This is a genomic window from Pseudacidovorax sp. 1753 (assembly GCF_040544975.1).
Lineage (GTDB): Bacteria > Pseudomonadota > Gammaproteobacteria > Burkholderiales > Burkholderiaceae_C > Xenophilus.
In genome coordinates this window covers 142,463-163,498 of record NZ_JBEPKY010000015.1, presented here as the reverse complement: position 1 = coordinate 163,498, position 21,036 = coordinate 142,463, and the positions used below count along the sequence as shown (strand labels likewise).

At 57.9% G+C, this 21,036-nt stretch carries 20 protein-coding genes and 2 tRNA genes; 7 read left to right on the top strand and 15 right to left on the bottom strand.

Going from position 1 to position 21,036, the window contains the following annotated elements; translation table 11 throughout:
- Positions 1-14: 14 nt before the first annotated feature.
- From ABIC63_RS19665 to ABIC63_RS19620, 10 genes are all read right to left on the bottom strand, one after another.
- A complete protein-coding gene (locus ABIC63_RS19665; RefSeq protein WP_354321034.1) occupies positions 15-1,250 on the bottom strand; it encodes a glycosyltransferase WbuB in 1,236 nt (411 codons plus the stop codon).
- Positions 1,247-1,537, bottom strand: coding sequence for an LbetaH domain-containing protein (locus tag ABIC63_RS19660; RefSeq protein WP_354321033.1), 291 nt, complete (start codon positions 1,535-1,537; stop codon positions 1,247-1,249). Before ABIC63_RS19660 ends, ABIC63_RS19665 begins: the two co-directional genes overlap by 4 nt.
- Positions 1,538-1,808: 271 nt before the next feature.
- The gene (locus tag ABIC63_RS19655; RefSeq protein ID WP_354321032.1) at positions 1,809-2,999 is read right to left on the bottom strand and encodes a glycosyltransferase; all 1,191 of its coding nucleotides are present in this window, start codon (positions 2,997-2,999) and stop codon (positions 1,809-1,811) included.
- A complete protein-coding gene (locus ABIC63_RS19650) occupies positions 2,989-4,098 on the bottom strand; it encodes a glycosyltransferase family 4 protein (RefSeq protein ID WP_354321031.1) in 1,110 nt (369 codons plus the stop codon). The genes ABIC63_RS19655 and ABIC63_RS19650 overlap by 11 nt, the downstream gene beginning before the upstream one ends.
- Positions 4,099-4,104: 6 nt before the next feature.
- A complete protein-coding gene (locus ABIC63_RS19645; RefSeq protein ID WP_354321030.1) occupies positions 4,105-5,280 on the bottom strand; it encodes a glycosyltransferase family protein in 1,176 nt (391 codons plus the stop codon).
- A complete protein-coding gene (locus ABIC63_RS19640) occupies positions 5,267-5,779 on the bottom strand; it encodes an acyltransferase (RefSeq protein ID WP_354321029.1) in 513 nt (170 codons plus the stop codon). Before ABIC63_RS19640 ends, ABIC63_RS19645 begins: the two co-directional genes overlap by 14 nt.
- Positions 5,712-6,953, bottom strand: coding sequence for an O-antigen ligase family protein (locus ABIC63_RS19635; RefSeq protein WP_354321028.1), 1,242 nt, complete (start codon positions 6,951-6,953; stop codon positions 5,712-5,714). Before ABIC63_RS19635 ends, ABIC63_RS19640 begins: the two co-directional genes overlap by 68 nt.
- The gene (locus ABIC63_RS19630) at positions 6,943-8,226 is read right to left on the bottom strand and encodes a lipopolysaccharide biosynthesis protein (RefSeq protein WP_354321027.1); all 1,284 of its coding nucleotides are present in this window, start codon (positions 8,224-8,226) and stop codon (positions 6,943-6,945) included. Before ABIC63_RS19630 ends, ABIC63_RS19635 begins: the two co-directional genes overlap by 11 nt.
- A 35-nt stretch (positions 8,227-8,261) precedes the next feature.
- On the bottom strand, positions 8,262-9,428 hold the full coding sequence (locus tag ABIC63_RS19625; RefSeq protein WP_354321026.1) for a nucleotide sugar dehydrogenase: 1,167 nt from the start codon (positions 9,426-9,428) through the stop codon (positions 8,262-8,264).
- An 11-nt stretch (positions 9,429-9,439) separates the two neighbouring features.
- Complete coding sequence (locus ABIC63_RS19620; RefSeq protein ID WP_354321025.1) at positions 9,440-10,834, bottom strand: undecaprenyl-phosphate glucose phosphotransferase; 1,395 nt, start codon at positions 10,832-10,834, stop codon at positions 9,440-9,442.
- 251 nt (positions 10,835-11,085) lie between these two features.
- Between ABIC63_RS19620 and ABIC63_RS19615 the strand changes: the two genes are divergently transcribed.
- The 3 genes from ABIC63_RS19615 to ABIC63_RS19605 are packed head-to-tail and all read left to right on the top strand — an operon-like array spanning position 11,086 to position 14,275.
- The gene (locus tag ABIC63_RS19615) at positions 11,086-12,636 is read left to right on the top strand and encodes a fumarate hydratase (RefSeq protein ID WP_354321024.1); all 1,551 of its coding nucleotides are present in this window, start codon (positions 11,086-11,088) and stop codon (positions 12,634-12,636) included.
- Between the two features lie 3 nt (positions 12,637-12,639).
- Positions 12,640-13,440 carry a glutamate racemase gene (gene murI / locus ABIC63_RS19610; protein WP_354321023.1) on the top strand — a complete coding sequence of 267 codons (801 nt, stop codon included), beginning with the start codon at positions 12,640-12,642 and terminating at the stop codon, positions 13,438-13,440.
- Between the two features lie 49 nt (positions 13,441-13,489).
- On the top strand, positions 13,490-14,275 hold the full coding sequence (locus tag ABIC63_RS19605) for a PA3715 family protein (RefSeq protein ID WP_502935890.1): 786 nt from the start codon (positions 13,490-13,492) through the stop codon (positions 14,273-14,275).
- Here ABIC63_RS19605 and ABIC63_RS19600 read toward each other — a convergent pair.
- From ABIC63_RS19600 to ABIC63_RS19580, 5 genes are all read right to left on the bottom strand, one after another.
- On the bottom strand, positions 14,258-15,568 hold the full coding sequence (locus ABIC63_RS19600; protein WP_354321021.1) for an MFS transporter: 1,311 nt from the start codon (positions 15,566-15,568) through the stop codon (positions 14,258-14,260). The two genes, ABIC63_RS19605 and ABIC63_RS19600, sit on opposite strands and share 18 nt — an antisense overlap.
- 104 nt (positions 15,569-15,672) lie before the next feature.
- A complete protein-coding gene (locus ABIC63_RS19595) occupies positions 15,673-16,314 on the bottom strand; it encodes a DUF6806 family protein (RefSeq protein ID WP_294373228.1) in 642 nt (213 codons plus the stop codon).
- A 26-nt stretch (positions 16,315-16,340) separates the two neighbouring features.
- Positions 16,341-16,431 (bottom strand) — tRNA-Leu (locus tag ABIC63_RS19590).
- 43 nt (positions 16,432-16,474) lie between these two features.
- Positions 16,475-16,548, bottom strand: a tRNA-Cys gene (locus tag ABIC63_RS19585).
- A gap of 104 nt (positions 16,549-16,652) precedes the next feature.
- Positions 16,653-17,546, bottom strand: coding sequence for an NAD(P)-dependent oxidoreductase (locus ABIC63_RS19580; protein ID WP_354321020.1), 894 nt, complete (start codon positions 17,544-17,546; stop codon positions 16,653-16,655).
- A 204-nt stretch (positions 17,547-17,750) separates the two neighbouring features.
- Between ABIC63_RS19580 and ABIC63_RS19575 the strand changes: the two genes are divergently transcribed.
- The 4 genes from ABIC63_RS19575 to ABIC63_RS19560 are packed head-to-tail and all read left to right on the top strand — an operon-like array spanning position 17,751 to position 21,012.
- Positions 17,751-18,806, top strand: coding sequence for an acyl-CoA dehydrogenase family protein (locus ABIC63_RS19575; RefSeq protein ID WP_354321019.1), 1,056 nt, complete (start codon positions 17,751-17,753; stop codon positions 18,804-18,806).
- Complete coding sequence (locus ABIC63_RS19570; protein ID WP_354321018.1) at positions 18,803-19,588, top strand: PIG-L deacetylase family protein; 786 nt, start codon at positions 18,803-18,805, stop codon at positions 19,586-19,588. The genes ABIC63_RS19575 and ABIC63_RS19570 overlap by 4 nt, the downstream gene beginning before the upstream one ends.
- A 21-nt stretch (positions 19,589-19,609) precedes the next feature.
- Positions 19,610-20,245 carry a methyltransferase gene (locus tag ABIC63_RS19565; protein WP_354321017.1) on the top strand — a complete coding sequence of 212 codons (636 nt, stop codon included), beginning with the start codon at positions 19,610-19,612 and terminating at the stop codon, positions 20,243-20,245.
- On the top strand, positions 20,242-21,012 hold the full coding sequence (locus ABIC63_RS19560; RefSeq protein WP_354321016.1) for a glycosyltransferase family 2 protein: 771 nt from the start codon (positions 20,242-20,244) through the stop codon (positions 21,010-21,012). The genes ABIC63_RS19565 and ABIC63_RS19560 overlap by 4 nt, the downstream gene beginning before the upstream one ends.
- Positions 21,013-21,036 lie beyond the last annotated feature (24 nt).

The following is a 21,036-nucleotide window of genomic DNA, read 5'->3' as shown; positions in this document are numbered from 1 at the left end:
CCACGACTCAAAAGTTATGATTCACAGCAACGCGCCAAACTGCTCTCCAAGGAACGCAACACAGCGTCCTTACCCAGATTGCGTTCTGCGTATTCCCTTGCCCTCCTCCCAAAATTCTCACGCAGTTCCTTATCGCGCGCCATTGCTACTATGGCGTCCGAGAATGCTGTTGCATTGCCTGGTTCCACAACAAGCCCACACTGCGCGCGTAAGATAGTCCCGCCGAGTTCCGTTTCAGCATGCGCAGTAGCGATTACAGGCCGCCCGCTCGCCAACATACCCGTGAGTTTAGACGGCATAACTAAATCTGCCGCGTCTGCCCTTTGTGGCAATAAATGGATATCTGCTAGACCCAACAAACTTCCCAATTGCTCAACGGGTTGCAAATCCAAAAACCTTACATTGCCTAGGCTCTGACAATTTTGCTCCAGCGAAGGCCTACCGGCACCATTTCCGCAAAATACGAAGAATATCTTTGGAACTCCAATAGCCGATCCCACTTGGCGAGCAACTTCGGCCAAAATTTCCAACCCTTGCTTCGCGCCCATGTTTCCCGAATAAAGCGCAACAATCGCCTCAGGATCAATACCCAATTTCTCACGAAAAACACTAGGCCGCCTTAGGGGGGTTATAGCGCTCAGATCCACCCAATTAGGAAAATAAACAACTTCTCGCCTAACTCCTTTATTTTCTGCAAGTTCAATCATCTTAAAAGAAATTGTTGATATTCTATCAAATCTCCCTAGGATGAATCTCTCCCCCTTCAGGATAAGATTTTTTAGTCGAGCACCCTTTATTATTCCGAGATCGAATGCCGCGTCAACTTCGTAATCCTGAATGTGCAGCCAACTTCTCGCCCTTGTTATTTTTGCCCATAGCAGAACCCAAGGGGCGCAGATCAGGGGCGGCTCAGTCACAAAAATTATATTAGCCCGAAATTTTAGGCAATATAAGAATGCAGGTATAACGGATAAAGCAAAGCTAGCCAAATAAATAAGTCGGCTCACACCTTTGGGCCGGACGGGGATCCATATCGGACAGCGAATAATCCTCACCCCCCTTGACTCCTCAACCCTATACAAGTAACTACTATAGCCTGCGCCGATCTTCCACTCCGGGTAATATGGCGGCGCGGTAATTACAGTAACCGCATGACCTTTTGCAGCCAATTCCTCGGCCATCTCTGCGGTGTACTTTCCCACCCCGGTTAGCTCCGGTGCATAGTTAATGGAGCAAAACAGCAAATTCAAGACTCTTCCTCCATGTTTTTCACTCTGGATTTAATCTTTTTAGCTGGATTGCCGACATACACGCCGTATCCATCTAAATCCTTGAAGGCAACTCCCCGAGCACCCAAAACCGCCGACGCGCCAACCGTGACTCCCGGCCCTACAAATGCTTCGGCTGCGACCCAAGCACGCGGACCGATATTTATGGGTCGGGTTATGAGCTGAAAATTCTCGTCTTCGATGTCGTGGCTACCCGCGCAAAGATGCGCGCCTTGAGATACGACAGCAAAATCTCCAATGAAGATCAAGTCTTGTGAGTAGCAATTCACACGAGGGCCCATTACTGCAAACTTACCCATCCGGACGTTAGGCGGGTACCATATTTTGGCTGATCCATAGACCCGGGCACCTTTCCCAATAGACCCTCCAAACAGATTTATAAGCAGCCGCCGCCAAGCGTGAAATGGAGCTGGCGTCCATGCCGCAAGTACAAGCCAAGTCACTCCCCAACAAGCTCTAAACAAGCGATGCTTGATCGAAAAGCTTGGTCCTCCAGTTAAAGAGCCGCTTTCCTTTGCATCAAGAATCACGATCACCATCCCCATTAGAACGTAGTACGGCGAGCAAAGAAGAGGCGACACTTTTAATTTCAAATCTTCGTACGAAGGTCGCACTAGCTCTGCGCCCCATAGCTACCCTCTCTTGGTCGTTCATTAGAAACCATTTAGCCAACCCTGCATATGTACCTTCTGCAGTGTCTTCATTAACAATTCCGCAAGCGTCGGCTTGGATCTCTTTCCAAATATTCACCTTATTGCTGATGAGCACGGGTCTACCGCACGCCAATGCCTCGGCGACTACTATTCCAAAATTCTCTTGGTGCGACGGCAAACAAAAAACGTCTGAGGAAAAATACGCACCCCATTTCTCATCGCCGACTAACATCCCAGTCCATGTAACTTTCTTTTCGATCCCTAGGGCCTCGACCTTCTGCTTAAGTTCTTTAGCATAATTACTATCATCGGGCCCGGCCATGACTAAATGAGCATCGTCATAAGACCTAGATATTTTTTCGAATGCGTCAATGATTAGATCGCATCCTTTTTTTTCATGTATTCTACTAAGAAAGAGTACAAGCCTCTTATTTTTCAAGTCCGGATATTTCAGGAAAAAGATTTCTGAATATTTCTTTCCGTCATTTTCGGGAGGACCAGAGGTTCCATAGGATACAACGATCTCTTTCGCTTTATAGAGCCAGAACGACTCTCTGGATTTTATTTTTTCTTCCTCACTGGTAAACAAAACTGCACTCGCATCTCGCAGGACACGATAGTCTGCCCAGGGCCAATAAAGCCATTTTTTCAGATGCTTCAATGGGTATGCCCGCTTAAACCAAGGGTCAAGCATACCGTGGGTAAAAACAAAATAAGGGATTCCGCTATTTCTTAAGGCCGCCCACGCGGCGTATGAATGAAATTGCCAGATGCCATTCACGATGACTTTGTCAAAATTTGCCGCATTCTCCTTCAACCATCTTATTGCAGACAAATTAAGGGAATAATTGAAGTATGATTTTCCGAGAAAATGAATTGGAGCCGGATAATTCTTCTGAATTCCTTCGTCGTAATCTCCAAAAGTAACTACCTGAACTATGTGACCGAGCTTCAGCAACTCACGATCAATCATCGAGGCGCCGTTTACGGGCCCGCCACGTTTTGGATCTAAGCTAGGTATCAAACGAAGAATGCGCAATTTCTTCTTAGCTTCCATAAAACATTTCCTGCCTTTCTCTCGAAGGAGTTCTAGTAAACGCCCAGATCATGAACTTCGCAGCTCTCTTGCACGAGGCGTTCGTCAAGGCCCAGCAATGGCGATACGCCCTCGCCTCATTAGAGAATAATGCTGATTCTTGGAGCATGCTGATCGCTGCAGCTATTTCGGTTGAACTATACGGTGCCACAACCATTCCTAGACGCGAATCCTTGATCATGGCTGCAGCTCCAGCTTTATTCGAAACAATCACCGCTGCGCCTGCACCAAGTGCTTCGTTTACTACAACACCCCACCCTTCATCGTCAGACCTTGACGGCAACACCAATACATCGCTTTCCGCAAGTTCTTGCCCGACGCGATTCATGGGAACGGCTCCACGAAATTCGCAGTCGATTCCTAGGCTTGACGCCAAGCGCTCTAAAGAGCCCCTATCCTCTCCTTCTCCGATCACGCAAAGATGAGCCGGCTCTTTTAACATTTCTGTCGCGTAAATGAGATCGCGGATGCCCTTTTTTTCTATAAGGCGCCCTACATAGCATATTCTCAACTTTCGATCTTCCAGATCTTTTCTTGGCTGAAATTCTGGGAGCGGGACGAAGTATCCGAACTCGTGGATTTTTTCTCCCGGAAAGCCTACACGTTTGAACCAAGACGGCCCGTTTATGCCAATTGCTAGGACGCCGGCTGACCTTCGAGAAATCCACCGCTCAAAGACCATGGAGTGCATATACCGAAGCCAACCCTTACCGTCGTCGCTACAGCGTGGCTCCGCATAGATAAAAAAAGGTATCGACTTCGCTTTCAAAGCTCGAAGGACTATTTTGTTTCGCCCCGACGATCCGGCGACGACATGCAGGGCGTCCGGTGATGTAGCTACAACTTCGTTGATAAGTTCAGTCGTAGGCGCAACTGTCCACGGCAGAGATAGCTGTTCCACAGATGGCCATCCAAGGCGGCGTCGACCAGCAGAAATTTCGCTATGAGCGAAAAATTTGCAACGGCGTGGCGCTACTTGAGATTGGAACTCTTCATAGAGCCAATTCTTGTGAGGGGAGGCCGTCGGCTCCCAAAAAATGTACTGCTGAGGCTGCTTCATACTAAATCAGCTCAAAAAGCGACAGAGTCGAGCGCCCACCGCCTGGTATGAATGCTCCGTCATAATTAAATCTCTGCCCGCCCTAGCAATTTCCTCAAAGCGCTTCGGCTGCTCTAATATAGACTTAATGGCACGTACCAAACAAAGGGGGTCTTCGCGCTCCAATATGAGCGCGTTAACTCCGCTCGTAAAGACTGCACCTACATCGCTAACGTCGGTCGAAATCAATAACAATCCCTCCGCTGCGACTTCCAGCGTTTTTGACGGGTAGGTGGTACTTCCCATCTCCGTAGACGGTAGCTTTAAAGCGAGAGAGGCAAATGACGTCTTTAACTCTTCTAGATATTCCTGTCTGGAACATCCTAGCTTCAGATGTACGTCTATATTGCTACTTGTGAGATTAAAGGGAATATTACTTAAATCTCTGTCGGCGAACCCAGTAACTACGAATGTAAGCTTACTAGGTAGTGTGCATTTGCTTAAATTGTTAAGCGCGTCTAGAAACAAATCAAGGCCGGTATCGCGCATAAGAGCCCCGCCATAGAGTATTTTTATACCGCCGCTGGCCTTCTTTTCCCGCGTTAAATTGCTTGATACCGCCCCGTAAACTACGCAGTAGTCATCAAATTTTAGCTTTTCGGCTAATTTTTTCGACGCAACTAGTTTTCTATCGACAGTGAGCCGCGAAATAATCCAATAAGAAACTCTATTAACAAAACCTCGAAAATCTTTTTCATCGGCTCTCGGCCCGTCTTCTACATCAAGATATGCCGGTATACCCATTATTTTTAACAAAATCAGGGCTAGTGTATACTCGATAAAAAAATTATAGAATACTGCTGATTTTCGCCCCTCGCATGTACAAATCCGCTTAGCTGCAAACAAGTAGCCCCATGCAGCGAATATTCTATTGAGCCCTTTTTTTGTTAGAGTCCTTAAATAGAAGACCGGGATTCCACGCTCAAATGTCGCGTGTGGTTTAGTAAAAATCTTTTCCTTATTCGAGGTTGTAATAGGCGAAGCAATTACTACAGCACTTACCTTTTGAGTCCTAACGGATTTGCAAAGGTTTAAAACTTTGTTTGTCGCTGCGGCGATATGCGTTGCCGATTTTGCGGAAACGTCGGTATATTTAGAGCCGCATATTGGCGCGAAAAAAAATATAGTTTCAGCTCTGCGCATCAATTTTCCTTTTTATTTTGGCCGGAGTTCCGGCTACCAGGACATCTCTTTCCACTACAGTTTTATTAACGCAGGCTCCTGCAGCCACTATGCATCCGGGAGCAATCACCACTCCACTTAAAACAGTTGCCCTGCACCCTAGCCAACAGCCCTCGCCAACTACGATTTGACTAGAAGACCCCTTTCCGGCGCGCCGCTCAGAGGGGCCGAGCAGATGCGTCCCGGTGTGAAACACCACTTCGGGCGCAATGTCGCAGTTCTTCTCTATTACAACACCCGCGCCGACAGCCGTATAAAACGTGCATCCGATACCTATCCAGCAATTTTCGCCGAAGCTGATCTCGCCGCGACCGTAAAAGCGTATGCGGCCTGTTAATTTAGCACCCTCAGCAATTTCAAACCCAATTGTCCTTAGAATTACCCTCTTGACTTTAAATAGTCGAGTGGGGGGAAGCACGCCAAGCGTCACGTTGGCGATAACGTTTCGTAGAATTCTCATTTGTCCTAGCATATTTGGCGCACATCCCAAGAATCGTTCCCAGAATCATCTGGTTTGTCGCGTACCCGTAGGTGGGAGCAACCAGTACCGCAATAAAGAACCCTACTCCATAGAACTTCAACGTTACCGGCGTGGCTCTCCAATATCGGAGCCACAAAAGGAACGGGGCAAATCTGAGAAACACCCCTAACAGGCCTAATTCTATATATGCTTGAAAGAAGGAAGACTCGCCATGCTTATAAAGACTTCCCCCTGACAAACGGTTGTTTGTAGTTCCAAGTCCTTTTCCAAGTAAGTGCTCTGGAATTGAGAATGTCGAAATAAGATCCACGGCGTACTGCCACAAGCCAATTCGCGCAGCATTCGACTCCTCCCGTCCTTCGTTGGAAGTGATGCGGTCAAGCTGGCGCTGCACCGTGACGCTCTCTGTACTCACGAATAGGGAGACAGTAAATATCACGGCGAGGAAAACTAATAGTGCTCGAGGCGAGCGACGAGCGACTCTTAGCAATCCCCCTGCGACGACCAGCATAAATATGATGTTAGCGCTTAGGCTACCGCTGCATAGAACAGCTACGGCGCCGACTGCTCCGGAAAGGATCAAAGTCTTAGCGTTTGCCCGGTAAGTGAGCAAAACAGATATAACCCCCCCCAAGATCAACATCACAAACGTGGATGTGGTGAATATAAACGCAGCTCTCTTTGCTGCACCGATTTGTTCCAGAAATTCATTGTCATAGTCGCGGACAGTTAGGGCATTAAATATATCTGTATTAAAATCGATATATAGACCAGCAGCGCAGATTGCTAGATATACACAGATAAATTGTGTATTTCTAGAGAAAAGTCTTTCCGCAAAACCCGCTCGTGCAAATAGAAAAAAGGGATACCATGCGGCGTAAAAGAAGATGTTATATATACTGTCGTATAAGCTAACACCGTTTAGGGCACTGAAAAATATTCCTACAAGTTGAGCGATGATCATTAACATATAGATCAATAAATCACCCCTGGTTTTTAAAAGCTTGATGCTATAGGCGTACAAAAAGACAATTAGCATCTGCCGCCAACTTGCTAGTGCACTCGATCCAAATATCCAATTCCAGAATCCCGCGGTTAGTAGCAGCAGAACAGAAGATGTAAACAGGAAGTATTTGAATTTGTTACTGCTCATATCTAATAACTATTTTATTAGCATTGCGGAAGAAAATATAAAATGCCACTATTTCAAAGATCACGCTGGGTACGAGCGCTCCATATATTCCATATGCTCTGCAAAAAAAATAGCAGAGAACTAGCTGTCCCAATGCGGCCGAAAAAAATAGAGCGGGCGTGCTTCCAAATTTATTGGTGGCCAGCGCCAAGACATACCTGACATTACCAATAGAATTTATTGCAGAGGCCAATATTAAAATCGCCATTATTGATAATTCGAAGTCAATTTTGCCGTGCGTCCATCGTACAAATACGGGCTTTGCAATTGCTAGCATGAGGACTGAAACCACCATAACGGCGATGAGTGTCCGGAGCGACCACCGGCGGACCTCGGAATCTAATGTATTCCAATCCTCCTTTGCAAACAGTCGCGAAAATCGTGGCCACAGTGTATGACCGATTGCACCAATTAGTTGGTTGGAAATTCTCGATACTGTTCTGTAAGAATTGTAGATGGCAGCCGCCTCATTGCCTATGGCCATGCCGACGACGAGGCTCACTCCCTGGATACTAAAAGCCGTTCCCAACGGAAACGCCATGTATTGAACCGAGGTGCCAACGAGGCCCTTGAATCTGTCGAGCGATGCACCCGCGAAGCCAAACCGGAATTCTCTACCCATGGCGCCACAGGTGAATGCGAGAAGAATAAGTGAAATGCTTCTTCCTAAAAACAGACCAGCTGCACAGCCATCTAGTCGCTTCGTAAGGGCGAGCCCAATCATTGATCCGCCCCATTCAACCAAACGACCCGCAGTTAACAGATTTGTGCCAGTCGCATATCGATTATATGAGCGAAATACGCCATCAATTAAACTGCTATTCAGATTCAATATGACGGTTGCAATCAAAAAGTACAGAGCTGTTTTAGACTCTTGCGATCCGCCCAATGCTACCGCTATAGCCCAATAAATTACGGAGAAAATAACGAAAAAAGCAGTTACTGCAGTAGTAGCTGTTTGCAGAATCCGATTAGCTTCGGCATATTCCCCCTTTGCCGCCCGCATCGTCATACTGTTCATCGCCACAGACGTCACGCCGAAATTCATAAGCGAGATGTATATGGGGATTGATGATATGACAACCCACTGACCGTATTTTTCCAACGACCAGTAATGCAAGTATAAGGGGACGGATAATACTTGTATGATTAATGTAGCCGCCTGACCAAATGCATTGGCGCTAAGCCCCGCGAAAATTGCGGATTCCGCAAGTTTTTTTAGTTTAAAGAGCACGAAATTCCAGGCTTCAATTTTGCGGCGGCAAATATTCAATCGGACCCAAAAAGATCCCGCGTGTAAATCTTAGTTGCCACGTCAGAAAGGTCTTTCGAATAGCGATTCGTAACTATCACGTCTGAGATTTTCTTAAACTCTTCCAAATTGTCTATTACCTCGGAATTAAAAAATGTACTGTCTTTTAAGGTAGGCTCGTATATAACAACCTTAACTCCTTTTGCCTTTATTCTTTTCATTATGCCTTGTATGCTTGAAGCTCGAAAATTATCAGAGCCTGCTTTCATGATAAGCCTGAACATACCCACACATTGCGGCTTTGATCGTAGAATATCACTCGCAATGAAATCTTTACGCGTCGAATTGGACTGAACGATTGCGTGAATGAGGTTCTGGGGAACTTGCTTGTAGTTTGCGAGAAGCTGTTTCGTATCTTTGGGAAGGCAATAGCCACCATAACCGAAGGAAGGGTTGTTGTAATGATCCCCGATACGAGGATCTAAGCACACGCCTTTGATTATTTGGCGGCTGTCGAGTTGGTGCGTTGCTGCGTACGAGTCCAGCTCGTTGAAGTAGGCAACCCTCATCGCCAAATATGTGTTTGAGAAGAGCTTCACAGCCTCCGCTTCAGTGGAATCCAATAGCAAAGTTTGGACGTCTTTTTTTAGCGAACTTTCAGCAAGAAGAGATGCGAATTTCTGACCGCGATCTGAAATTTCGCCGACAATTATGCGGCTTGGATATAAATTGTCATACAAAGCTCGTCCTTCCCGAAGAAATTCGGGGGAGAAAATGATATTGCTACTATTAAAATCTTTGCTGATTTTTCGTGTATACCCTACAGGCACGGTAGATTTAATAATAATCACTGCATTTGGAGCTATTGCCGTCACGTCGGAAATGACGGCCTCTACCGAGCTGGTGTTAAAGTAGTCTGAAATAGGGTCGTAATCGGTGGGAGTTGCGACAATTACAAAATCCGCATCAGCGTACGCTTCAAATTTATCTATTGTCGCAGTCAGGTTCAAATTCTTTTTCTGTAGATATTCAGTTATTTCTTCATCTTGGATGGGGCTTCGCCGCTCATTTATTGATCGGACCTTTTCTTCATTTATATCAAGCGCAACAACAGTATTTTTCTGCGACAGAAGAACTGCGTTGGAGAGTCCCACATAGCCTGTACCGGCAACAGCAATTTTCATTTTACGATCCGTTAGTACGCGTTTTGGTCGGTCCAACCCCTGAAGGCGGTTCTCCAAATAATTTTGATGTCCATGAGAAAGCTCCAGTTTTTGATGTAAAAGATGTCGCATTCCACACGGCGCTCCATTTTTTCGAGAGTGTCGGTCTCCCCCCGCCATCCGTTTATTTGAGCCCATCCGGTAATGCCAGGCTTAACTAGGTGGCGGAGCATGTATCCTTCTATTCTTTCACTGTATATTCTGTTATGTTCAACCGCATGAGGCCGAGGCCCCACGACCGACATGTCGCCTAGGAGCACGTTTATAAATTGAGGCAGTTCATCTAGGCTCGTTTTCCTCAGTACTGCGCCAACCTTGGTGATACGTGAGTCGCCTCTTCTTGCTTGTGTCACGGCGCCTTTTTCTTCATGAACTTTCATAGTCCTGAATTTGTAGATCATGAATTCTCGCCCGCCCTTTCCTTGGCGCGGTTGGCGAAAGAAGATAGGACCTGGTGAAGTAACCTTTATCGCAATCGAGATAATTAAAAAAACTGGCGACAGACATGCCAGTGCTGCGGCGGCGAAAGTCCGGTCGAAACTTTGCTTTAAAAGGCCGTGCACCCCAGGGGATGGAGAGGCATTTAAGTGAACAGCAGGTACTCCCATAAATTCCTCAAGCTTGTGATCAAGAATCTGAAGAGAAAACAGGTCAGGAAGCCAACGAATCTTGATCAATTCGTTTCGCAGGCGGCTCATTATTTCCCGCATGTTGTTTTTCTCCGAGAGGGCAAGAGTAAACCAAATTTCGTCAATGGCACCTGATCGAACTATCCGCTCGATTTCTGCGACTTCTCTAATTCTCGCTGGGCCGCCCGTTTCGTTAATGATTTCCTCTTTCTCATCCATTACATACTGGACTTGAAAACCTACGTCAGGGTAAAGAAGCGTACGTCGATGAACAAGTTTCCCGAGTGGGCCATACCCAATCAAAATTACCTTTTTTGCGTTATATCCCCGTCGGCGAGCAGTTTTTAGGAGATAGTTGATGGCGCCGCGAAAGAGCCATAGCGAACTAATTCCATATATTAGCCAACTCACCACCCAACGCCTCGAAATAAAAGCTCCTCCCAACAAAAAGAAGAGCCCCGCTACAACAGTGGTGCAAACAATTAACCACGCCAATGTGGTTCGGAGAAGTAATGAACTGAAGGGGGAGCCCCGCCATGAACGATACAGGTCCATCACTGGAAATGTGATGTACGCCAATAAACCCGCCACAACACTCGCTATGGTGAATATCGCCGGATTCGTCGTTACTGCCTCAAAGTCGTAAACAGGTACTTTGAGGGCAATCCACCCAGTTAGCGTAACGATGAAGCTATCAGCGAACCGGGCAGGCATACTGCGCATATGCATCTGTTGCATAAAATGTTTTTCTTTTTTACTGCGGGTCTGCCGGAAGGCTGAACATGCGCGTGGTCATTTTTTGTAGGTGATAGCTGGGTTCGTCAAGCTACTCGTTTAGCAATATCTAGCTTCTGGCGGCCGACTTGTGCCTCAGCCGAAGCACATTTGGGAAGCACTGGGTCGCACAGCACTCTTCACTTTGTTCATGGCAAGGCTGCCGACATTCGCCCGATAATCGGCAGTTCCCCACGGTACTTTCCCCTTCTGTCATGACCACGATCCGACAAAACGACCTGATCGATTCCATCTCTGCCGCCCTTCAGTACATCAGCTACTACCACCCGGCCGACTACATCGCCCATCTGGCCAAGGCCTATGAGCGCGAACAGAGCGCGGCGGCCAAGGACGCGATGGCCCAGATACTCACCAATAGCAAGATGAGCGCCACCGGCCACCGTCCCATTTGCCAGGACACGGGCATCGTGAACGTTTTTCTTAAGGTGGGGATGGACGTGCGTTGGGAAGGCTTTACGGGCAGCCTCGACGACGCCATCAACGAAGGCGTGCGCCGCGGCTACAACCACCCCGACAACATGCTGCGCGCCTCGGTGGTGGCCGATCCGCAGTTCGCCCGCAAGAACACCAAAGACAACACGCCGGCCGTGATCTTCACGGAGATCGTTCCGGGCAACACCGTCGATGTGACGGTGGCGGCCAAGGGCGGCGGCAGCGGGAACAAGAGCAAGATGGTCATGCTCAACCCGGGCGACAGCGTGGTCGACTGGGTGCTGAAGACGGTGCCCACCATGGGCGCCGGCTGGTGCCCGCCCGGCATGCTGGGCATCGGCATCGGCGGCACGGCCGAGAAGGCGGTGCTGATGGCCAAAGAGAGCCTGATGGACAGCCTCGACATGCACGAGCTGCAGGCCAAGTCGGCCCGCGGCGAGGCGCTCACGCAGGTCGAAGAGCTGCGCCTGGAGCTGTACGAGAAGGTCAACGCCCTGGGCATCGGCGCGCAGGGCCTGGGCGGCCTGGCGACGGTGCTGGACGTCAAGATCAAGATGTACCCCACGCACGCGGCCAGCAAGCCGGTGGCGATGATTCCCAACTGTGCGGCCACGCGCCATGCGCACTTCGTGCTCGACGGCTCGGGCCCGGCGTACATCGATCCGCCCTCGCTCGACCTGTGGCCCAAGATCGACTGGGCGCCCGACTACAACAAGAGCAAGCGGGTCGACCTGAACACCCTCACGCCCGAAGTCGTGGCCAGTTGGAAGCCAGGCGACACGCTGCTGCTCAACGGCAAGATGCTGACGGGCCGCGATGCCGCGCACAAGCGCATCCAGGGCATGCTGGCCAAGGGCGAGAAGCTGCCGGTGGACTTCACCAACCGCGTCATCTACTACGTGGGCCCGGTCGATCCGGTGGGCGACGAGGCCGTGGGCCCCGCGGGCCCGACGACCGCCACGCGCATGGACGGCTTCACCGAGATGATGCTGGCCCAGACGGGCCTGATCGCCATGATCGGCAAGGCCGAGCGCGGCCCGGTGGCCATCGAGGCCATCCAGAAGCACAAAAGCGCGTACCTGATGGCCGTGGGCGGCGCCGCCTACCTGGTGAGCAAGGCCATCAAGCAGGCCAAGGTGGTGGGCTTCGAAGACCTGGGCATGGAAGCCATCTACGAGTTCGACGTGGTCGACATGCCCGTGACGGTGGCCGTGGACGCCGGCGGCACCAGCGCGCACATCACCGGCCCGGCCGAGTGGAGCAAGCGCATCGCCACGGGCGAGTTCAAGGGCATCGAGGTGGCCTCGGCCTGAGCCATGAGCCTCTGCGCGCCGGTGGGCGTCTTCGACAGCGGCGTGGGCGGCCTGAGCGTGCTGGCGGCCCTGCAGGCGCGGCTGCCGCACGAGCGCTTCGTCTACTACGCCGACACGGCGTACGCGCCCTACGGCGAGCGGGGCGATGCCTTCGTGGCCGAGCGCACGCTGCAGGTGGCCGGCCAGCTGGTGCGCGAGCATGGCGTCAAGGCGCTGGTGGTGGCCTGCAACACGGCCACCGCGGCGGCGATCCACCTGCTGCGCGCGGCCTGGCCCGGTATGCCGATCGTGGGGGTGGAGCCGGCCCTCAAGCCGGCGCTGGCTGTTTCGCGCACCGGCCGGGTGGCGGTGCTGGCCACGCGCGGCACGCTGGCCAGCGCCAAGTTCGGCGCGCTGGTGGAGCGCGTGGCCGGCCCGGGGCACGAGGTGCGCCCGGTGCCCTGCGACGGGCTGGCCGATGCCATCGAGCAGGACGACCAGGCCGCCATCCGCGCCCTGTGCACCCGCTACATCGCCGAGGCTGGACCGCTCGGAATTGATGAAGGTCAAGCCGACGTCGTCGTCCTCGGTTGCACGCACTACCCCTTCGCCCAGGGCCTGATGGCCGGGCTGGCAGGGAGTGATGTTCGTTTTGTGGAAACCGGGGAACCTGTCGCTCGTCACACTGTTCGTCTGCTGGATGCGGCCGGACTGGCCCGCGCGGACGGACCCGGCGGCTTGGCGCTGCTCAGCAGTGGAGACTGTGAAAATTTGCATCGGGCGGTTCGACGTTGGCTGATGGGCTCGACCGCAGTCAGCAGCTGAAGCCGGCTTGGTGCGCCGATGCGCCACTCTGGCGCGGCGATGATACGAGATGGTGCAAAGGTTTTTGACGTTGTTTCTGGTGGTGACATTCCTGTGCGCACCTGCTATGGCAACAGCAGCGTGTGACACGGGTTTGGCTGAACGGATGCAAGCGAAACTGCATCCCCTACGTGTAATCGATCATTCGTTAACGGCCTGCAAGAGTTTCTCCACATTTGTCAGCAAGACGATAGTTGCGTTGCCACTTCAAAACGGTGTCAGCGACAAGGGGGCCCGCACCCTTGACGTCGAGCTGCTGTTGGTGCAGAGGCCGGACAACGGCAATACCGAGCGCGACACGGTGGCGGCGCGGCTTTTTCTGCCGGAGCTGCTGGTGGAAGACGCACGCCTTCGCATTCAGGAACTGCGGCTGGACATGGGCCGCTATGTGCTGGCGAGCGGCGAGCGCGCCTTTGGCCTGCGCGTGCTGTACCGGGGCGACGATCCGGCCCGGCCGTACAGCGTCGAGACGCTGCGGCTTTTCGTCGTGCAGGGCAAGACGATCCGCCCGGTGCTGGACGAGCTGGTGATGCAGCGCGACAGCGGCGAGTGGGACTTGAGCTGCCACGGCCGCTTCGAGGAGGTCCGCACGCAGCTCACCACCCAGCCGCCGCCCGCGCGACCCGCCGGCGCCTGGGCCGAGTTGCTGGTGCGGCGCAGCCTGGTGGTGCGGCAGATGGCGGTCGACGAGAACGGCCAGTGCGCCGAGCGTGCCGCAGCGCCGCGCTACACCTCGGTGATGCTCAAGGCGCGGGACGGGCGCTACCCGATCCCGCCCTCACTGCGCGCGCCCTGAGGCGCCAAGCGCAGCCGCCCTGCCCCGCCGCATGTCGATGGGCAGCAGCAGCACCAGCCCACCCACGAACAGCACCGTCGTCGCCATGATGGCCACCCGCTGGTTGCCGCCCGCGGCCCAGGTGATGGCCCCGTACGACAGTGGCCCGACGATGCTGGCCAGGCGCGTGGCGAAGGTCCACAGCCCGAAGAACTCCGCCAGTTGGGCCTGCGGCGCCAGCACGCCCGTCATGGCGCGCCCGGCCGACTGGCTGGCGCCCATGGCCAGCCCCGCGATGGTGGCCGCCACCCAGAACAGCCCCTTGCCCTGCGCCAGCGCCGCCAGCACGCAGACGGCGATCCACGCGACCAGCGTGATCGCCAGCGTGGGCCGGTGGCCCAGCCTGTCCTGCAGGTAGCCAAGGCCGAAAGCGCCTGCCGCGGCGGCGATGTTGAGCACGAAGATCAGGGCCATCGTCTCCTGCGTCTTGAAGCCGATCACCTGCTCGGCATAGATGGCCGCCAGCGCAATGGCCACGGCCACGCCGCCCTGGTAGCAGACCGTGCAGGCCAGCAGCCACATGAAGTCGCGGTACTGCCGCGCCTGCGCGAAGGTGTGGCGCAATTGCCGCCACGCGCCGATGCCGCGGTCGGACTGGGGCTGCGCCCGCTCGCGCAACCCCGCAAAGGTGGCGCAGGCGGCCAGTGCGTACACGCCCGCGGTCACCAGCAGCGTGACAGGCACGAACTGCGCCGCAGGCACCCCGCGCGCCTGCGCCCACAGCACATAGCCCAGGCACAGGCCGAGCGTGAGCATGCCGCCCACGTAGCCGAAGGCCCAGCCCCAGCCGCTGACCTTGCCCATGCCCTCGGCCGTGGCCAGCTCGGGCAGGAAGGCGCCGGTGAGCGATTCGCCGTACGAGTAGAAGGTGTTGGACACGGCCACCAGCAGCATCGCCACCGCCACGCCGGCCGCGCCATGCACCGTGGGCGTCAGGGCCAGGGCCGCGGTGCTGAGCACGCAGGCGGCGGTGCTGAGCATGAGCACCCGCTTCTTGGCGGCGCGCCGGTCGGCCCAGGCGCCAATGGCCGGCATGGTGAGCATGACCACCGCATACGACAGGCTCAGCGCCGAGGTCCAGGCCAGCGTGGCCCAGGGCGCACCGCCCGCGATGCCGCCGACGAAGTACGCGGCATACACGGCCGTGATGACGACGGTGGTGTAGCCCGAGTTGGCGAAGTCGTACATGGCCCAGGCCAGCACTTCGCGCTTGCGCACGCCAGGGCGGAGGGCGGAGGAAGGAAAGAGGGGCATGGCGGCGCGCGCAGGAGTGTGGGCGGAGGCCCAGGATAGCGGCGCGCTGCGACAGAAACGACGATGCCCGCCAGGGCGGGCATCGGAGGCGCTGACGCGAAGACTCAGTGCAGGTGGCGCGGCCGGCGTCCACCGCCATGGCCACCGGCACCGGGGCCACCGCTGCTGCCACCGCCGCGGGGCGGGCGGCCGATTTCGAGCGAATTGACCAGGGCGTCGAAGCGATCGCTGAAGAGCTTGTCGATCTCGGCAACCACGCCGCCGAGTTCGGCGCCGTCGAAGTGGCGCTCCATGAGGTGCACCACGTCTTCCACCAGCAGGTCGCGCTGCACCTGCATGATGGCGGCGGGGTTGGGGCCCACGAAGAGCATGACGAAGTCGTCGCGGGAATCGGCCTCGGGGTCGCCGTCTTCCTCTTCGTCGAACTCGGTGTCGTAGAAGCTCACCTCGATGGCGGCGCCCTGCTCGGTCAGTTCGTTCAGGGCCATGCACATCTCGTCGAGGGCCTGGCGAAAGTCTTCGTCGCCGGTGATGGTCCAGCAGACCTGGAGCATGCGCTCCTTGGCGTCGAAGCGGATGCCGGGCTCTTCTTCGTAGGCGCTGGTGGCGCCGTCGGCCAGGGACTTGGCGCCGGCGTACGTCCACAGGGGCTTGAGCGCTTCCTGGATCTGGGCGTAGGTGACATCCGCGCGCATGGGCACATCGCCGTGCACATGGATTTCGAATGGAGCGTTGTAGCGAGGCATGAGCAGCTCCCTGTTCTGTGTGAAGGTGGTGCCCGGAACCGGGGTCGAACCGGTATGCCGTCTTTCAACGGCGACGGATTTTAAGTCCGCTGTGTCTACCAATTTCACCATCCGGGCGGCGTGGGCGGACGATAGCAGGAGCGTCGACGAGGGTGTGGGGTGGAGGCGCGATCCGGAGTCGAACCGGACTGACCGGATTTGCAATCCGGGGCATAACCGCTTTGCTATCGCGCCGCTGGGAGACCTTCGGTACAGGTGAGGCGGCGAGCGCCTGCTGCAGTTCCGAAGAGCCTCGCAGTATATAGCGTTTTCTGGCCGTTTCCGATGCTGCAGACAGCTCAGCGTGCCTTGCCGCCAGACTCCGCCAGCAAGGCCACCAGTTCGGGCACCAGGCGCTGCACGCCGCCCTGCTCCACGGCGCCGGCATAGGTGCCATACACGGCCTCGGCAATGCGCTGCGCAGCGTCGAAGCCGTGGGCCATCTGGGTGTAGTAGCCCAGGTCTTTCTGCGCGTTGGACATGGCAAAGCGCAGGCCGCTGGCGTCGCTGTTCAGGATGAAGGGCTTGAGCCGCTCCAGCGCCACGCCACCGCCGCCGCCCTTGGCGAGCACGTCGACGAAGACGTCGGCCGACACACCTGCACGCCGCGCGCAGGCGGCAGCTTCGGCGATCAGCGCCACCGAGCCCAGCGAGACGTAGTTGTGCAGCAGCTTCATGCCGTGGCCGGCACCCACGCCGCCGGCGTGCGTGATGTTCTCGGCAAAGCAGGCCAGCAGCGGCCGGCATTCGTCGAACAGCGCCGCGTCGCCGCCCACCAGCAGGTTGAGCCGGCCTTCGGCCGCTTCCTTGGGCGTGCGGGTCATGGGCGCGTCCAGGAAGCGGCCGCCGGCCTGCTGCACGGCCTTGGCCATGCGAAGCGTCGAATCGGGGATGGAGGTGGAGCAGTCGATGATGACCGTGCCGGGCTTGATGGCCTTGAGCAGGCCGCCGTCGCCGACGAGCACGGCCTCGACCTGCGGCGAGCCGGTCACGCAGAGGATGACGTAGTCGGCGTCGGCCACCAGCGCGGCGGGCGTGGCCGCCGTGCGGGCGCCGGTGGCCAGCAGGGCATCGAGGGGCTGGTTGCCCGGGTGCTCCAGCATGGTGAGCTGGTGGCCGTGCTTCACCAGGTTGGTGGCAATGCCGTGGCCCATCAGGCCGATGCCGATCATGCCGAGGCGAAGGGGGTTCATGCGGAGGATCTCCAATGGGATGCAGGGCGACGAGAAAAAGTCGCAGCCCGCCATTGTGCGAGGTTGCCCGCCCGCGCACCGGCCGGCACTGAGGCGGGCAGCCCGACCGCACGCGCGCCTACACCGCCAGCGCACCCGCACCGACCAGCGCCGCCCGCGCGGACCGACCGCCCGCCGACCGCTACGCACGTAATGTCTTTTCCAATGACCGCTGCGCTCTTCTCATCGTCGCCTCTGGCAGAACCGCCCGAGCGGGTACTCAGCCGGCTGGTAGAAGACTCGGGCACCGCTGCATTGACACTGGACCATCTGGTCGGCCAAGGGCTGGACGCACTGCCCCTGCCCGGCCATGGCAGCACGCTGCTGCGCTGGCAATGGCTGGCGGCCGTGGCAGGCCACGACCTCAATCTCGCCAAGCTGTACGAAGGCCACACCGACGCGCTCGCCATCCTGGACGAGCTGCGCGGTCCACCCCGCCCCGAAGGCAGCCTGTGGGGCACTTGGTGCGCCGAGCCCCCCAGCGCCCGGCTGCGCTTCGAACAGGCGCCGGGCGGCCAGTTGCGGCTGCACGGGCCCAAGGCTTGGTGCTCGGGCGCCCGGCAGCTCACCCATGCGCTGGTGAGCGGCTGGTACGACGACGGCCAGCCCGGGCTCGCGGCCGTGGAGATGCACGCCCCGGGCGTGACCATCGGCAGCCAGCACTGGCACGCCGTGGGCATGGGCCCGACGGACACGGCCCAGGTAAATTTCGACGGCGTGCTCGCCACGCCCGTGGGCGCGCCGGGCGACTACGTGAACCGGCCCGGTTTCTGGCATGGCGGCGCGGGCATAGCCGCCTGCTGGTGGGGTGCCGCGGCCACCGTGGCGGCGCGCATGCGCAAGCACCTGCGCCAGGGCCGGCCCAACGCGCACCAGCAGGCGCATCTGGGCGCGGCCGAAGCGCTGCTGTGCGCCTGCGCGGCGCTGCTGCGCGAAAGCGCTTCCTGGATCGACACCCATCCCACCGACGACGCCCAGGCCACGGCCCTGCGCGCACGGCTTGCCGTCGAGTATGCGGCGAGCACGGTGATGCAGCACGCAGGCCGCGCGCTGGGCGCAGGCCCGCTGTGCACCGACGCGCGCCTGGCGCGCCTGATGGCGGACCTGCCCGTGTTCATGCGCCAGAGCCATGCCGAGCGCGACGAAGCCGGGCTTGGCATGCTGGCCCTTTTGGCTGACGACGGGACGCCTGCCGCCTTCGGCGGCTGGTGCGCGCTGTGAACGGCGCCGTCCTGGCCGAGCCGCCTGCCACGCGCCATATCGGCCCGGGCGAAGGCACGCCCGAATGGCAATGGGCGCGCTGCAGCCGCCTCGCGGCCGTGCCCTTCGCGCAGTTCAGCGACCTGGTGCCGGCCGATGCCCGGGCCGTGGTGGTGGCACCGCATCCCGACGACGAAGTGCTGGCCGCGGGCGGCCTGCTGGCGCTGGCGACGCAGATCGGGCGCTCCATCGCGCTGGTGGCCGTCACCGATGGGGCGGCCAGTCACCCGGCCTCGCGCCTGTGGCCGGCCGAGCGCCTGGCCGCGGAGCGCCCGCGCGAGACGCTGGCCGCGCTGGCGGCCCTGGGCGCGCATCCGCAGGCGCTGGTGCGCCTGGGCCTGCCCGACGGCGGGCTCGCCGCGCAGGAGGCGGAACTCGCCCGCCAGCTGCAGGCGGTGCTGCGTCCGCGCGACGTGGTGATCACCACCTGGCAGTTCGACGGCCATCCCGACCACGAAGCCACTGGCCGTGCCGCCGCGCAGGCGGCCCGCGCCGTGGGCGCCCGCTGCCTGCAGGCACCCGTGTGGGCCTGGCACTGGGCCCGCCCGGGTGACGCGCGCATGCCCTGGGCGCGCGCGCAGCGCCTGCCTCTTCCGGCCGCCATCGCCCGCCGCAAGCAGGCGGCCATGCGCGCCTTCGCGAGCCAGTTGGCGCCCGACCCGAGCACCGGCGCCGAGCCTGTGCTGCGCGCCACGACCGTGGCGCGCGCCGATCGTCCCTTCGAGGTGTTCTTCCTGCCCTGAGAGTCCGGAAAGCCGCTTGTGATGTCCTCCTTCCATGCCCATCCCGCCGCCGATCACCCCGATAGCGGGCAGCGCTATTTCGACGGCATCTATGCGCATCAGGACGACCCCTACGGCCTGCGCACCCGCTGGTACGAGCGGCGCAAGCGCGACGTGCTGCTGGCCGCCCTGCCCCGCCCGCGCTTCCGACGCGCCTACGAACCCGGCTGCGGTGCCGCGGAGCTGAGCGCCGCACTCGCCACGCGTTGCGACGCCCTGTTGTGCAGCGACTTCCATCCCCGCGCGGTGGTCACGGCCGCCCGGCGCCTGTCCGGCCAGCCCCATGTGCGGGTCGAACAGCGCACGCTGCCGCAGGACTGGCCGGCGGCCGAGCGTTTCGACCTCATCGTGCTCAGCGAAGTGAGCTACTTTCTGCCCCGCATCGACGTGGCCCGCGTGGCGCACTGCTGCACCGCCACGCTGGCGCCCGACGGCGTGCTGGTGGCCTGCGACTGGCGGCCGGACTTCGAGGGCCGCCGCACCGCCACCGCCGAAGTGCACCGCGTGCTGGAAGGACTGGGCTTGTACCGCGTCGTACGACACGAGGAAGACGACTTCCTGCTGCACGTATGGCAGCGCGAGCGCCGCTCCGTGGCGCAGCAGGAGGGCGTGCGTTGATCGGCGTGGCCATCCCGGCCCATGACGAGGAGGCCCACATCGCCGCCACGCTGGCCGCCGTGCGCGTCGCGGCGGCCCATCCGGACCTGCAGGGTGAGGCGGTGCGGGTGGTGGTGGTGCTGGACGCCTGTGCCGACGGCACCGCGCGGCTGGCCCGCCATGCCGGCGCCTGGACGCTGCCCATCGAGGCGCGCAACGTCGGCACGGCGCGAGCCACAGGCGCCGACTGGCTGCTGGCGGCCGGCGCGCGCTGGCTGGCCTTCACTGACGCGGACACGCGCGTCGATGCGCGCTGGCTGGCCGCGCAACTGACGCTGCAGGCCGATGCCGTGTGCGGCAGCGTGGCCGTGGACGACTGGTCGGCGCACGGCCCCCTGGCCGACCGGCTGCAGGCCCACTTCGACCACCACTACCGCGACGCCGACGGTCACCGCCACATCCATGGCGCCAACCTGGGCGTGAGTGCCGAGGCCTACCGGCGCGCTGGCGGCTTTGCGCCGCTGCGCTGCAGCGAGGACGTGGCGCTGGTCGACGCGCTGGCGCGCACCGGCGCCCGCATCGCCTGGAGCGCCCTGCCCCGCGTGTGGACCAGTGCCCGCCCGCAGGCGCGTGCGCGTGGCGGCTTCGGCGACACGCTGCTGGCGATGGCGCGCAGCCTCAGCGAGGTCTTGCCCGCCGTTCCCGTGCCCGACGTTGCTGACGTGTCTCCGTCGCTCGGCGTGCGGCTTCTTCCTTCTCCCGCTTGCGCTCGCGCCGCCGTGCGCTGAGCTTGCGACCTAGCCAGAAACTCA

Coding starts and splice junctions, on each gene's coding strand:
- ABIC63_RS19655 (WP_354321032.1), bottom strand. CDS start 2,999: ATGGAAGCTAAGAAGAAATTGCGCATTCTTCGTTTGATACCTAGCTTA.
- ABIC63_RS19650 (WP_354321031.1), bottom strand. CDS start 4,098: ATGAAGCAGCCTCAGCAGTACATTTTTTGGGAGCCGACGGCCTCCCCT.
- ABIC63_RS19645 (WP_354321030.1), bottom strand. CDS start 5,280: ATGCGCAGAGCTGAAACTATATTTTTTTTCGCGCCAATATGCGGCTCT.
- ABIC63_RS19640 (WP_354321029.1), bottom strand. CDS start 5,779: ATGAGAATTCTACGAAACGTTATCGCCAACGTGACGCTTGGCGTGCTT.
- ABIC63_RS19635 (WP_354321028.1), bottom strand. CDS start 6,953: ATGAGCAGTAACAAATTCAAATACTTCCTGTTTACATCTTCTGTTCTG.
- ABIC63_RS19625 (WP_354321026.1), bottom strand. CDS start 9,428: ATGAAAATTGCTGTTGCCGGTACAGGCTATGTGGGACTCTCCAACGCA.
- ABIC63_RS19620 (WP_354321025.1), bottom strand. CDS start 10,834: ATGCAACAGATGCATATGCGCAGTATGCCTGCCCGGTTCGCTGATAGC.
- ABIC63_RS19615 (WP_354321024.1), top strand. CDS start 11,086: ATGACCACGATCCGACAAAACGACCTGATCGATTCCATCTCTGCCGCC.
- murI (WP_354321023.1), top strand. CDS start 12,640: ATGAGCCTCTGCGCGCCGGTGGGCGTCTTCGACAGCGGCGTGGGCGGC.
- ABIC63_RS19605 (WP_502935890.1), top strand. CDS start 13,490: ATGGTGCAAAGGTTTTTGACGTTGTTTCTGGTGGTGACATTCCTGTGC.
- ABIC63_RS19600 (WP_354321021.1), bottom strand. CDS start 15,568: ATGCCCCTCTTTCCTTCCTCCGCCCTCCGCCCTGGCGTGCGCAAGCGC.
- ABIC63_RS19595 (WP_294373228.1), bottom strand. CDS start 16,314: ATGCCTCGCTACAACGCTCCATTCGAAATCCATGTGCACGGCGATGTG.
- ABIC63_RS19580 (WP_354321020.1), bottom strand. CDS start 17,546: ATGAACCCCCTTCGCCTCGGCATGATCGGCATCGGCCTGATGGGCCAC.
- ABIC63_RS19575 (WP_354321019.1), top strand. CDS start 17,751: ATGACCGCTGCGCTCTTCTCATCGTCGCCTCTGGCAGAACCGCCCGAG.
- ABIC63_RS19565 (WP_354321017.1), top strand. CDS start 19,610: ATGTCCTCCTTCCATGCCCATCCCGCCGCCGATCACCCCGATAGCGGG.